This is a genomic window from Vibrio sp. Vb0937 (assembly GCF_033338855.1).
In genome coordinates this window covers 207,269-221,470 of record NZ_JAWOTK010000005.1, presented here as the reverse complement: position 1 = coordinate 221,470, position 14,202 = coordinate 207,269, and the positions used below count along the sequence as shown (strand labels likewise).

The 14,202-nt window shown below is 43.0% G+C and carries 10 protein-coding genes; 5 read left to right on the top strand and 5 right to left on the bottom strand.

The window, feature by feature from the left end; all coding sequences use genetic code 11:
* Positions 1-301 precede the first annotated feature (301 nt).
* The gene (locus R7P67_RS10690) at positions 302-799 is read left to right on the top strand and encodes a DUF4442 domain-containing protein (RefSeq protein ID WP_005377418.1); all 498 of its coding nucleotides are present in this window, start codon (positions 302-304) and stop codon (positions 797-799) included.
* Positions 800-832: 33 nt separating this feature from the next.
* On the opposite strand, the gene R7P67_RS10685 is transcribed toward R7P67_RS10690, so the two are convergent.
* Positions 833-2,185 (bottom strand): hypothetical protein, encoded by a 1,353-nt coding sequence (locus tag R7P67_RS10685; protein ID WP_005377421.1) that lies wholly within the window; start codon positions 2,183-2,185, stop codon positions 833-835.
* Between the two features lie 192 nt (positions 2,186-2,377).
* Between R7P67_RS10685 and R7P67_RS10680 the strand changes: the two genes are divergently transcribed.
* A complete protein-coding gene (locus R7P67_RS10680) occupies positions 2,378-3,211 on the top strand; it encodes a S1 RNA-binding domain-containing protein (protein WP_017633794.1) in 834 nt (277 codons plus the stop codon).
* A 283-nt stretch (positions 3,212-3,494) separates the two neighbouring features.
* Here the strand turns inward: R7P67_RS10680 and rsmF are convergent, their stop codons facing one another.
* The 4 genes from rsmF to R7P67_RS10660 all read right to left on the bottom strand — a co-directional run bounded on the left by rsmF (position 3,495) and on the right by R7P67_RS10660 (position 10,794).
* Positions 3,495-4,931 (bottom strand): 16S rRNA (cytosine(1407)-C(5))-methyltransferase RsmF, encoded by a 1,437-nt coding sequence (gene rsmF, locus R7P67_RS10675; RefSeq protein WP_149192330.1) that lies wholly within the window; start codon positions 4,929-4,931, stop codon positions 3,495-3,497.
* A 150-nt stretch (positions 4,932-5,081) separates the two neighbouring features.
* The gene (locus R7P67_RS10670) at positions 5,082-7,730 is read right to left on the bottom strand and encodes an MlaD family protein (protein WP_130544963.1); all 2,649 of its coding nucleotides are present in this window, start codon (positions 7,728-7,730) and stop codon (positions 5,082-5,084) included.
* The gene (locus R7P67_RS10665) at positions 7,723-8,973 is read right to left on the bottom strand and encodes a paraquat-inducible protein A (protein ID WP_005377429.1); all 1,251 of its coding nucleotides are present in this window, start codon (positions 8,971-8,973) and stop codon (positions 7,723-7,725) included. The genes R7P67_RS10670 and R7P67_RS10665 overlap by 8 nt, the downstream gene beginning before the upstream one ends.
* A gap of 24 nt (positions 8,974-8,997) precedes the next feature.
* Complete coding sequence (locus tag R7P67_RS10660; protein WP_005377431.1) at positions 8,998-10,794, bottom strand: ABC transporter ATP-binding protein; 1,797 nt, start codon at positions 10,792-10,794, stop codon at positions 8,998-9,000.
* Positions 10,795-10,886: 92 nt separating this feature from the next.
* Between R7P67_RS10660 and R7P67_RS10655 the strand changes: the two genes are divergently transcribed.
* The 3 genes from R7P67_RS10655 to prc all read left to right on the top strand — a co-directional run bounded on the left by R7P67_RS10655 (position 10,887) and on the right by prc (position 14,108).
* Positions 10,887-11,360: a GAF domain-containing protein gene (locus R7P67_RS10655; RefSeq protein ID WP_005377433.1), complete on the top strand. Its 474-nt coding sequence runs from the start codon at positions 10,887-10,889 to the stop codon at positions 11,358-11,360.
* 97 nt (positions 11,361-11,457) lie between these two features.
* Positions 11,458-12,084, top strand: a complete 627-nt coding sequence (gene proQ / locus R7P67_RS10650; RefSeq protein ID WP_005377435.1) for an RNA chaperone ProQ — start codon at positions 11,458-11,460, stop codon at positions 12,082-12,084.
* Positions 12,085-12,101: 17 nt separating this feature from the next.
* Positions 12,102-14,108, top strand: coding sequence for a carboxy terminal-processing peptidase (gene prc, locus R7P67_RS10645; RefSeq protein ID WP_017634279.1), 2,007 nt, complete (start codon positions 12,102-12,104; stop codon positions 14,106-14,108).
* The last annotated feature ends 94 nt before the right edge of the window (positions 14,109-14,202 follow it).

Genomic DNA, 14,202 nt, shown 5'->3' with positions numbered 1-14,202 from the left:
GGAATCTTCGCCAGGAAATACCGAATTGTATACAAAGGTGTAGGTATTCATTTAAATGACTTATGTATAAATGACAAAACTTGATCATTAAATCAATATATATACATTTGAATTTATAACCATTTTCTCTATCTCGCTGTAAGGTAATCTAAGTAACTGCGATAAACTTCATACCTCGAGAGTGACACCGTCACTTCCTGAGGGTTAAATAACTCGTGAGATCGAGCTTTTGTTAACATTTCTTTGACATCTATTTCTTTCGTTGATTAACTGGTCTGACTAGATTGGTAAGGAGACCAAAATGTTATCAGCTCTACGTCGTGCGAATTTGTATCTAAATCTGTTTGGCTTTTCAAAAGTGCCGCTGATTTGGCTTTGCCACCCTAAAATCATTGCGATAGATAGCAAGCATGTTGAGGTTCGTATCCCATTGCGCAGAAGAACGAAGAACCACCTGAATAGCATGTATTTCGGCGCTTTAGCCGTTGGCGCTGATGTTGCTGGTGGTTTTCTTGCTATGAGTAAAGCGCAAGAAAAGGGAGAAGCGATCTCGCTAGCATTTAAAGGTGTGAAAGCCGAGTTTTTAAAGCGCCCGGAAGCCGATGTGCACTTTGTTTGCAATGATGGTCATGTCATTGATGAGATGCTCGAGCACACCTTGGCAACGGGTGAACGAGTAAATCGTGACGTAAAAATTGTCGCGCTGTGTCCTAACTTACATGGTGACGAGCCAATGGCTGAATTCTCGCTTACTCTTTCGATAAAAAAAGCAGCCCAACAAAGAAAAGAGGCTGCCTAGTGGTTTGTGGCTCGCTTGTTTAAAGGCGGTGGCTTAATTGAGTTCAATCTTCTCGATAGAGACGATTTTGGAGCGATTTAAGACCACTTTCCAGCGGTAATAAACAGGCTCATCGGTGTGGTTGTCCTCTTTGACAATCACATTGAGCAAATGACGTTTCTCTACTGACTCTTTGGTTACTTGACCTTCATTTAAACGGTAAACTCGGTTTGAGCTTTTATCCATCAAGCGGATGATAGGGCGCAAACTGATGTTCAATGTTTCTCTCGTTTGTTCGTAACCACTCAAGAAAAGAGAGGTCGCCATTTCGGTTTTCTCGTGATAATGAAGAATCTGCTCTTCACGTTGAACGACGCGTTTTTTACGTATTCTTTGAATCTTATCCGGCAAGCTACTTAAGGTACGATAATCGAGCCACTCCAATTTTTTACCAACCACTTTTTTCGTCGTTGGGTCAACATACTTCTTACGCCATTTTGGCTTGCCTTTACGGATCCATCGCCACATGGCATCGCGTAAATCATCTTTAAAGATTTCTCGTAAAGCGTAAATAAAAGACATCGCGATAATGAATGAGGCAGAAATTTCCCCCAGATAATCGCGAGCGAGAATCACGGTTGAGGTCACGACAACCATCACTAAACCGGTTGCAATACCTTTGATAGCGCGCTTAATGTTGTTACCCATCGATATGGTTTCTTCACGAAGCACGATAGGGTGTTCAATCAATCGCCTTAGCAAGCGCATTTTGTTAGATAGGCGAGTAACGTCTTCAACGACTCTTGATGAGTTGTATTTGTTGAGTTTACGATGGGCTTGCTCTTTCTCACATAGCGTGATCAGACGCTTTTTAATCGTGCCATAGTCGCCTTCACGTGGTAGATGGGCCACCAGTGACAGGAACTTTTGCTCGGTATACCAAGACAGATAGTTATCGATGTTAACGTAGTAGCGTTTTAAGTTCTCTTCATAAGGAATAGAACGCCGCAAGCGCTTTAAGATCTCAAGCGTGAGCTCGATAACTTCGTCCACTTCATCTTCCGTTACGGAGTTGTTCTCATGCTTGTTTAAACTTGCTACCGCTTTGTCTAGCGCGATAACGTATTGGTAAGCGAACAAACTCAAACTTACTCGGTATTGCTGATTCGACAGGCGTCCACGTTTGGCAAGTCGACTGTGTACTAGCGGAAGAAGGATTTCAGTACTGTAATAAGATCGTTGCTGTGTGATTGAGGTGTAATAAAATTCGGATTCACTGATGATATCGGCGTTTAAACCAAGCTCACCAGGTATAAAAAAGTAAATATCTAGGTCGACACTTTTGCTCTTTGCGAGTGCATGACTGATTTTTAATGTTATTGAGTCTTGTTTATCGACGGTGACCAAAGAAAGCTCCTGACTTTGCTAAAGCATTCTTAACTTATGCGTTCCGTTGAGCAGGTAAGTATAAGAGTGCTAAAAGAGTGACTGGGGCATATAGCTGAACGACAACAGCATAACAGAGCACTATGCTTTTCTCTCTGATTTTCTTGTTAGTTTAGGTATAATTCCACGTAAATTTAAAAAGAGACAAAATCAATGATTAAAATTGGTCAAATTAACAGCTTAGAAGTCATTAAAAAGGCTGATTTTGGCGTATTTCTGGATGGCGATGATTACGGTTCTGTTCTACTACCTAGTAAGTATGTACCAGAGGGTACTGAAATTGGTGAGCATGTAGACGTATTTCTGTACTTCGATTCAGAAAGCCAACTTGCTGCGACCATTGAAAGACCAATTGCCCAAGTGGGTGAATGGGGTTTAATGAAGATTGAGGGTGTGAATGCGACAGGTGCTTTTGTAAATTGGGGCATCAAAGAAAAGGACTTACTGATTCCTTTTAGTGAGCAACGCACTCGCTTCTCTGCCGGACAAACCATTTTAGTGTATGTTTATACCGACAAAGCGTCAGGTCGCATTGTTGGTACGACTAAGTTCAATAAATGGTTAGATAAAACTCCAGCGAATTATGAAGTTAACGAACAAGTTGATTTGATCATCGCAGAGCGTAGTCAACTTGGTTATAAAGCTATCGTTAACGGTAAGCATTGGGGCATGATTTTCCCATCGGATGTTTTTGGTAAGCTTTACATCGGTAAAAAGCTGAAAGGCTTTATTAAGCACATTCGTGAAGATGGCAAAATCGACCTTGCTCTACAAAAAGTCGGTGTGGCGAAAATGGACGATCTTTCTAGTAAGATCCTTGACCTGCTAGAGAAGAAAGGCGGATTTTTGCCTTTGAATGACAAGTCGTCTCCTGAAGCGATTTTTGATGCTTTCCGCACAAGTAAAGGGACTTATAAAAAGACCATCGGTGGCTTATACAAGCAGGGTAAAATTGTCATTGAGAAAGACGGTATTCGTCTAGCGTAGTCCAAACTCACGTATAGCGGATCTACAGCCAAAAAAACGGCCCAAACTTTTCCTTTTTTTGGGCCTAGGGGAAACGGCTCCGCAGAGCCTGCGCTAAACTTGTCCAACAATAATTTTGTTGGTTAACATAGAGAGAAATGCCACATCAAAGCATTACTTTGATACAACTAGTTTAGTACAGCGTGTCCGGATCGCTAGCGAGCCCACTTGCTTTCATACTTACGAATTAAAAAGCCATCGCAAATACGATGGCTTTTCATTTATTTATGGTTCGTTACGTCTTTTAAAATAAGTTCTTATCTCGTACTAATTCGCGAGGGAGGCCATTCTTTATTCGGTTGCTTACCCACTTGCCAAGGCCAATAACTGCGCCTTGATAGGTGACAAGCACTTCGCCTTTACCTGTTTTCATTCCCTCAGGAATGGTTTGTGGGCGAACATCACGCCCCATGTACCATTCGCGCGCTTCTTCAATACTGAGTTCAATGGCGTTGCTTTCAGAGCCTGTCGCCAGGGCAGTCGCGACTTGGTGTTGCCAACGGTAGCCATTTTTATGGGCTTCCGCGATCTTTATACCCATACGGGAGAAGCGTAATTCGCCGATCATCGCTTCTAAAGCATTAGGGAACAGCCAGACATCTTTATCGCGAAGCCATACAGAACTGTCATTTGGAAGTTTAATACCTAACGCGCTTTGGAGTTGTTGAGCAATTTCTGTCGATTCTTTTTTTGAAGTTTTAGCAAAGGGGAATTTCCCCATGCGCTTTTTGACTTCTGGCGCCTCAACAGCAGCCAGTTTGCGAATTCTTGCAACAAAGAACCCTTCACAGTCGTAGACCTGCGGGAAAATATGCAAAAAGCCTTCTTCAGTTAGAGCTGCCTCTGCGTTTTCAAACAAGTTCTCAAGGCTTTCAAACTCTACAGCATCCCCAAAGGTTTCTTTCAAGTGATGACAAACTTGTTGGTTTTCTTCTGTACTGAGCGTACATGTTGAGTAAACCATCACACCACCGGGCTTTAATGCATGGAAGGCGCTTTCAATAAGATCTTTCTGCGTGTCAGCGATGTCGAGTACGGAAGCTTGCGTCCAGTTTTTCATCGCATCTTCGTCTTTGCGAACGGTGCCTTCTCCAGAGCAAGGCGCGTCGAGCAAAACCGCATCAAATTGTTCTGGTAGCCAACCGCCAAAAACGCGTCCATCGAAGTTACTTAGTGCGGCGTTACGTACCCCACAACGTTCCACATTAGCGTGCAGTACTTTTACACGACTTGCGGCGTATTCATTGGCCACAAGTACACCTTCGTTGTTCATTAAAGCTGCAATTTGAGTGGTTTTTGAGCCTGGAGCGGCTGCGGTATCTAACACGGCATCGTAAGATTCATCATTCATAAACAGAGCAGATACCGGCATCATGGAACTGGCTTCTTGAATGTAGAATAAGCCAGACATGTGTTCTGCTGTGTTGCCTAATGGTACAACTGACTCATCCGCTTCAATCCAAAACCCCGAGTCACACCAAGGCACAGGAGAAAGCTTCCAGCCTTTTGTTTCTGCTCGTTCTAAAAACGCTTCAACGCTGATCTTCAACGTATTAACTCGAATACTTTTGCGCAGTGGCTTTTGGCAAGACGCGATAAAGTCTTCCATGTTGAGGTGAGCAGGAAGGATCGTTTGGATTTTTTCCAGAAACGCGTCTGGGATGTAAACATTAGGATGCAATGTGGGATCTCGTTTGCAGAATTTGTGGCAAATAATATACGAAAGCGAAGCAGAAACGAATAGTGACAAGGGCCGAGCATTAAAAAAGAGCAGCGATTGCTGCTCTTTTAAAGTGATCAAACTTCAATTGTACGTGAATTGAGCTTTATTCTACGGCTTAGGAATCGCTGTACGCCATTGAGTCCAACCTTCTTCAGCTTGTGGATACAAAAAGAAAGATTGCCCACTCTTTGCCGCTGGTGGAATAGTCGATTGCTCTGGCGTTGAAAACGCAATTCCTCCGCGAACTAAACTATCAAAGGTTCCCGCTTTGATGTTAGCGCCAGTAAGCCCGATGGAAACATCTACTCCTGAAACATTCCAGAACACACTGTTTTGACGAACGAGGTAAGCATATTCAGGCTGTATTTTGATAGTCGTGACGATGCGATCAGCAAATTCTCCTAGGCTTACGTCGGTCACTTGGCCAACTTCCATCTGGCGGTAAAGAATAGGGGTACCGACTTGTACTGAGCCTCTTTGTTCACTTTGTAACGTAAACATGATTCCATGCACGCGTTCTGAACTATTTTCTAATTGAAAATCAAATTTAGCTTTACCTTTACCTGGTTCAACACTGATGGATTTCGAAACCAACGCCCCGAGGTTTTTAACGCCACCTAAACCAATTTCTGGTTCAGTTAGCCAAAAATGTGAGCCTTCAACCGCAATGTTTTCTACGTATTCAGGTAGGATCCTTGCAGTGACTTCAACCATGTTACGACGAAAATTCGGTACAACCAGAGTGATTTCACCAACTTTAACACCTTGATATTCAATCGGCATTCCTTTAGCAATCTCTTGCGAACCGTCGGTTTCTAAAGCAATGACGCGCCCAAACTTGCGAGCGGTTTTTTGATCAGAATACAGCTTCCAGTTTTCTCCGATTTTGTTTTCAACGCCTGGCACGGAGTCAAAAGCGATGCCACCTTCTATTAACGATTTCAAAGGGTGTGCTTTCACACTGACGCCAGCTAATGATGCATCTATCTCAATCCCTGAACGATTCCAAAAAACGGTTTGTGGCGTTACAAGATAAGCGAAGCGGTTTTCGATAGTAGCCTTAATTAGTACTCCGCCATCAACTAGTTGGAAATCGGAGACGTTACCAACTGGAAGATTACGATAGAGTAGAGGGCTGCCTTTGGAAATCGGCGGCAATTCAGAAGCAAATAGTGTTAGCGCCCTAGAGCCACTTTGATTGTACTGCGCCAATTCAGCCAATGATTCATTTTGGAACAGTTGATACTCTTTTTGAATATCCTGCTTGCCTTCGCTCACAAAACTAATTGACCCGGTTAACAACTGCTTTGCTGGAGGAACGGTAACGCTGAGCCCCGATTCAGTTAACTCTGCTGATGCACTGCCGGTTACATAAAAACGATTGTTTGATTTGATCAGATGCTTGTATTCATGGTCAATCAATACATCCATAAATACTTCGTGTTGTGATTTTTTATCTTCCTTGACTAGGCCCACTTTGATGATTGAACCAACAACGATGCCTTTATAAAGTACATTGGCACCGCTATCTAGGCCAAACGAATTGTCGGATACCAACCGAATCGCGATGGACTTTTCTTGCTGTTGGTTAAACACGTTTTTACGAATGGCAGTAAAGCGGCGAGAGCGTTCACCCGCGCCCGGCACGATCGTTAAGAAGTTTCCTCGTACTAAATTAGCAATGTTTTCAACACCAGAAAGGGACACTTTTGCTTCTTCTAAGACAAATCGAGTACCTGTCGTCAGCATGTCACTAAAAGCGGGTTGAATTGCCGCTGACGCCAATATCACTTCTCGGCCTTCGGAAAGGCTCAAGTCCGTAACTTGGCCAATTTCGATTCCGCGATACATAATTGGAGCGCCTTCTCCGCTGATCTTGCTGTCATCAGGTAGGACGATTTTAACCGCGATGCCTCGACCAGCAGTTTTCAAATCTTTATACAAACGGAACTCGGTGTTCTCTTCTACAGGCTCACCATCATCCGGAGAGTCGACGGCGATGGCGCCACCTAGTAAGGCACTCATGCTTTCTAGTCTTACATCGACACCTTCAAAACCGATGCTGGCACCAATTCCACTGACGTTCCAGAATCGACTGCGGTTGTTAATGATATGTCGGTATTGATCCTGAATGTTGGCTTGAATAGTGATAGATTTTGCATCTTCATCTAGCTGGTAACTGTACACTTCACCGATTGGGATTTTCCTATAAACAATTTGAGAGCCAACCGATACACCACCTAAATCACGGCTTTTGAGCTTAATATTCAAACCTTGAGAAACGCGTAAATCTGTTGGGGCAGAGTCTAACGCATGGAATGTTGTCTCAAACTCTTGACCATCTCCGGGTTGAATCGAGATGTAGTTACCTGAGACGAGCGCATCCAGTCCGGAAACTCCCGTTAGGCTAGCTGTTGGTTTTACTAACCAAAAGCGTGTTTTATCGTTCAGTAACTTTGCAGCTTCAGGATAGATATCAGCATCGACATAAATACTGCCGAGATCTTCGGTGAGGTTAATGTCTCTTACCATGCCGACTTCTAATCCTTGGTAACGGATAGTGGTTCGGCCGGCGACCAGACCAGCGGCATCAGAAAAATAGATTTGCACTCGTTGTCCTGCATCGTGTATCGACTTCACCACAAGCCAGCCAGCTAAGACCATGGTCAAAATTGGCAACAGCCAAAGAGGAGATATGCCTTTACTCCGCTTTACATCTGGTACGTATGACGTTTGAGAACTGTTCTGATCACTCATTCATTGACTCTTTTTCTGATTGTTTTGGGCTTGTTTGGTCCCAGATTAGCCTTGGATCAATACTTTCTGCTGCAAGCATGGTCAATACAACGACAACACCAAATGCTACCGCGCCATATCCTGGTGTGAAATCCAGTATCTGACCACGATCGACTAACGTCATCATGATAGAAATAACAAACAAATCCATCACAGACCATTTACCGATCCATTTAACAACAAAGTAAACCATCATTCGTTGTCTCTTAAACACCGAACGTTTGAATTGGATGCAAAGCATGATGTAGGCGAGCCCAAGTATTTTAATAACCGGGACAACGATACTGGCAACAAAAATGATCGCAGCGATTCCATACATGCCGCTTTTTACCAAACCAGCCACGCCTGAAAAAATAGTGTCCTCCAAACGCTTACCATTGGTAAGCAAGATGGAAATAGGGATCAGGTTAGCAGGGAAGATGGCGACCGTTGCTGCGATGAGGTAAGCCCATGTTTTCTGAATGGAGTTTGGCTTGCGATGATATAACTCGTGATGACAACGCTGGCAATGGTCACCTTCAGGTTGGGACAAGTGGCATTCATGGCAATGCACATCTTTATGCTCAAAAGCATATAAACTTTCTGGTTTCCAAGCTTCCCAATAACGACGCACGCTGATTCTTGAAACTAACAAAACGGTAAATATCTGCAAAAGAACCAGACCAATTAACCCTGGACCGACGAAAATGTCGGAATAATCTTGGAGTTTAAAACAGGAAATGGCGATGCTAACTAAGAACACATCTAACATAACCCAATGCTTCAAATGTTGAATTAGCCACAGTGAGATACGAAGCCCACGGAACCATCGTTGATGTAAAGAAATATGCGCCGTTACCACTGAAACACAAACCGTCAGTGGCGCAAGAGAGCTACAAAATAGAATGAGCAATGAAAGAAGAACAAATCCTTCTTCCATCAATGTGATCATCCCTGAAGGTAGGGTTGCCGGAATCATCACACCAAAGAGTCGGATGCTAATAAAGTTAAAAAAGTGCGATGGAATAAATAGTAGGATACAGGTTATCGCGACGGCTAGATTACCAGAGAGGCTAGGGCTACCTCCGCGATATAATTGTGTACCACAACGAGGGCAGTGTGCATTTTTGCCATGGGGTAAGTCGACGATGTCGACAGGCAATTCACAACCTTGGCACAGACGTACGTTATTGGGTTGCATGGCGTGCTTAGACAGAGAGGTCATAACGACCTCTCTAGCTTGAACGATTTAAGCGTGGGACTGTATGCCCCCATATAAGGTTTGATATAAGCCTTCTTGCTCAACTAACTCACCATGAGTACCTGTTTGCGTCACTTTCCCATCTTCAAGCACGTAGATCAAATCGGCTTGTTTAACAGCGGATAGTCGGTGCGCAACGATTAATGTTGTTCTACCACGTAAGAACTCGGTCAGTGCTTTGTGTAAAGCCGCTTCAGTAGCGGTATCTAGCGCAGACGTGGCTTCGTCTAAAATAACAAATTGAGGATTACTCAGCACCATTCTAGCAATGGCAAGCCGTTGTCGTTGACCTCCTGACAAACGAATGCCATTACGACCAACTTGAGTATCCAAGCCGTGGTTAAGTTGAGAAATTACATCATGCAGCTGAGCCACTTCAAGCGCACGCCAAAGTGACATTTCGTCAAAATTCCCACCAAGCGTTAGATTATGCCTCAAGGTATCGTTAAATAGTATAGGTTGCTGTAATACCACGGCAATTTTGTCGCGAATTACTTCAAAACCAATATCTTCTGTTAATTCATCATTAAAGCGAATGCTACCGGAGTTTTGACGGTAAACCCCAATAAGTAATTGTATCAAGGTCGACTTACCACCGCCGCTTGCACCAACCAATGCCACTTTCTTTCCTGCCGGCATATGTAAAGAAAGATTATCTAGGACTTTGTTTTCATTATTGTAAGAGAAATTAATGTTTTCTACTTTAACATCAACTTCTCTACCTTCTTTGAAAGGATTTACCTTAGGAACCGGTCTCTGCTCTTCTTCTAACTCTAATAAGTCGTTGATGCGTTTTAATGCGGCTTTAGCGCTGTACCAAGAAAACTGAATCCCAAGCAACTCTTGAACAGGAGACAGCATGAACCATAGGTAACCAAAAACGGCAAATATTTGACCAATAGTAAGGTCACTGAACATGACCATTAACATTGCGACAGCTCTGAATAATTCAAAGCCGATCAAAAAGAGAAGGAAAGAAACGCGACCAGCCGCTTCAGATTGCCAAGCATACTTGTCTGCATCAACGCGAACTTGGTTCGCACTGTCTTTGAGTTGCTGGAGAAATTCTCGCTCTTTATTGGCCGCGCGTAGTTGGTAGATTCCATCTAATGTTTCAACTAAACGGTTTTGGAAAATTTCAAAAGAATGATTTTCCTTCCGTTTCAGATGTTTAACCATACTGCCTAGTTTACGTGAGAAGTAAATGACAATAGGGTTAACTAACAGGATAAACAGACCAAGTCGCCAATCGAGCCAAAGTAGAACGATAGCAGTACCAATAACAGTCAGAAAACTGATAACGAATTTTGCTAACGTAGAACCAATAAATTTATCAATGGTCTCAATGTCAGTGATAAGGTGTGCGTTGATTCCTCCGCTACCTTTGGTTTCGTATTGTCGGATGCTGATACGGCCGAGTTTGTCGATCATTTTACTGCGCATCTCAAACGTGATGGTTTTTGAAACAAGCGTAAATTGTCGGCTTTGAAGGATATTTAATCCTTGGCTCGCAGCTCGCATAAGAACAACCAAGAACAGGGTGAAGAAAATATAGCCTGTCGGAGTGTGCCACGCTTCAGGGAGAATGGCATTCATGGCATCTAAGCCTTTTGCAGGTTGGTCCAATAAGACCTCATCAACCATCAAAGGCATGAGGAGGGGAATTGGAACACTAATCAAGGTTGCAAGCACCGCTATCAAGTTCGCTATGATCAGCTTGGACTTGTGCTTTTTTACTTGTGTTATCAACCAAGAACGGCTAATAGTGTCATTTTTCAGAAGCATTGTAATTGAGAATAAGTCCTATTATAAAGTAGGGCTGCATTTTAGCGCCATACATTGAGAATGGAAGCTTTTATAGTAAGTAGGAAGTTAATATGAACTTAGAACAATACCAAAGACTAACCAAACAAGCTGTTGCTCTAATTGAGTCTGAACCAGACTTTATTGCGAACCTAGCAAACTTGAGCTCATTGCTTTTCATGGAACTTGACGATCTTAACTGGGCAGGCTTTTACCTAACAAAAGGTGAAGAGCTTGTTCTTGGTCCGTTCCAAGGAAAACCAGCTTGTGTTCGTATCCCAATGGGTCGAGGCGTCTGCGGTACTGCTGCACAAACTAATACTATACAAAGAGTATACGACGTTCACGAATTTGAGGGGCATATTGCGTGCGATGCAGCGAGCAATTCAGAAATTGTGATTCCATTTTCTATTAATGGAAAGGTGGTTGGTGTACTTGATATTGATAGTCCAAGTATTGGCCGATTTAATGAAACAGACGAAGAAGGTCTCACTCATTTCATGGTTGAAGTAGAAAAGCTGCTTAATTCACACGCGAACGACGCATAAATTAGCCTTCGAGTGTGGTTTTTCCTTGGCATGTCACTATAATACGAGAATATTTTTTCTTAATGCTCGCGGAAATCCGCTCAAATCAGGACCCCTCATGACTGAAAAGTTAAAAAACAGCAAAGAAGTTATTGCATATATTGCTGAATGTTTCCCTAAGTGCTTTACTTTAGAAGGTGAAGCAAAACCTCTGAAAATTGGTATTTTTCAAGATCTTGCGGAACGTCTAAATGAAGACGAAAAAGTAAGCAAAACACAGCTTCGTGCAGCGTTAAGACAGTACACTTCATCATGGCGTTACCTACACGGTGTAAAACCAGGTGCAGTACGTGTAGACCTAGATGGCAACCCTTGTGGTGAGCTAGAAGAAGAGCACGTTGAACACGCGAAAGCGACACTTGCAGAAAGCAAGGCGAAAGTTCAGGCTCGTCGTAAAGAACAAGCACAAAAAGCTCGTGAAGAGGGTAAGGCGAAAGCGAAACCTGCGGCTAAAAAGCCTCAACAGCCTCGTCGTACTAATAAACCAAAAGTACAAAAACCAACTAAGCCTGTAGAAACGCGCGCTCTAAATGCTGATGAAATCACAGTAGGTAACGCAGTTAACGTGAACATGGGCAAAGGAAACATGGCAGCGACCATTGTTGAAATCAATAAGGATGATGTACGTGTTCAACTTGCTAACGGCCTACAAATGGTTGTGAAAGCGGAGCACTTGCGCGCATAAAGGAGATACTCCTACGCATGAATTGCCGTTCAAAAGTGACCCTGATTGCTGCTAGCTTATGGCTAGCAGCATCAGCTCAGGCTCTTGAAGCCAAACTACATAAAGATGACCTGCCGGTTCTTTCTCCTGAAGTTCAGCATGAAACAGCTAGCAAACGAGTCACCTCGCGATTTACCCGCTCTCATTATAAGCACTTCAGCCTCAATGATGATTTCTCTAAAGCGATCTTTGAACGCTATGTAGAGTTGCTTGATTACAATAGAAATATTTTCACTCAAGCAGACATCGACTCATTTAAAAATTGGTCAGTCGAGCTTGATGATCAGCTTAAATCGGGCAACAACCAAATTGCTTTTGATGTTTACAACCTCTCAATGCAGAAGCGTTTCGATCGTTTTGCTTATGCGTTAACTCTACTCGATGAAGAGATCAAGTTTGATACCGATGACGAGATAGAGTTAGACCGCTCTGAGGCCGCATGGCCAAAAGACGAAGCAGAGCTCAACGAGTTGTGGCGCAAGCGTGTGAAATATGACGCGTTAAATCTGAAACTGACTGGCAAAGAGTGGCCAGAGATTAAAGAAGTTTTAGAGAAGCGTTATAACAACGCGATGAAACGCATCACACAAACCAACAATGAAGACGCATTTCAGTTGTATATGAATGCCTTCGCGCGACAGGTTGACCCTCATACAAGCTACCTTTCTCCACGTAATGCCGAGCAATTCCAATCGGAAATGAACCTTTCTCTAGAAGGCATCGGTGCCGTTTTGCAAATGACAGACGATTACACAGTAATTCGTTCACTTGTTGTTGGCGGTCCGGCCTCAAAGAGTAAGCAACTTGGTGAAGGGGACCGAATCACTGGTGTTGGACAAGACGGTGAAGAAATTGTCGACGTGATCGGTTGGCGTCTGGATGATGTTGTTCAGTTGATTAAAGGCCCTAAAGGCACAAAGGTTAATCTACAGATCTTGCCAGAAGGTAACGATGCGAAGAGTTACATTGTCACAATTGTTCGTGACAAAGTTCGCTTAGAAGATCGTGCGGTTAAGTCAGAAATCATCGAAAAAGACGGTAAGAAGATTGGTATTTTAGAAGTACCAAGTTTCTACGTCGGCTTATCGAAAGACACCGATAAATTACTAGCTGAGTTGAAAACCAAAAACGTTGACGGCGTAATCGTTGATCTACGTAACAATGGTGGTGGTGCGCTAACAGAAGCGACGGCATTGACAGGTTTATTCATTAAAGAAGGTCCTGTAGTTCAAGTTCGTGACAGCTATGGCCGCATCAAGGTGAATGCCGATACCGATGGAAAAGTGAGTTATGATGGCCCATTGACGGTATTGATTAACCGCTACAGTGCTTCAGCATCTGAAATTTTTGCAGCGGCAATGCAAGATTATAATCGTGCAATCATCTTAGGTGAAAACTCTTTCGGTAAAGGTACAGTTCAGCAACATCGTTCACTGAATCATATTTACGATCTTTTCGATAAAGAGCTAGGTTATGTTCAGTACACGATTCAGAAGTTTTATCGTATTGACGGTGGAAGTACGCAAAATCGTGGTGTTGCACCAGATATTTCGTACCCAACGCCAATAGAGGCTTCTGAAACAGGTGAAAGTGTTGAAGACAATGCTTTACCTTGGGATCAGATTGATAAAGCACAATATCAAACGTTTCCAAGTAACGACGCCTTAGTTGAAAAACTTACTGCTCTTCATAACAAGCGTATTTCTGATGAAATGGAGTTCCGCTTTATCAATGAAGACATCGAGAAATATCGTAAAGAAAAAGACGATAATACTTTGTCTTTGAACGAAAAAGTTCGTAAAGCTGAATCGGATAAAGCGGAAGCCCTTCGATTACAACGCATAAATGAACGTCAAGTTGCTTTGGGTAAAAAAGCATTCAAAACATTGGATGACATACCAAAAGACTACGAGGCTCCTGATGTTTATTTAGATGAGTCTGTCGCGATTATGGTCGATCTACTTAAGCAGGAAAATCAGTCATAATAACTGGCAATTTAGAATAAAAAGAGTGAGTCTTTCAGATTCACTCTTTTTTTATGCCTTTTTGTCTTCCGCTGTCTCGATATCGAGCAAGATA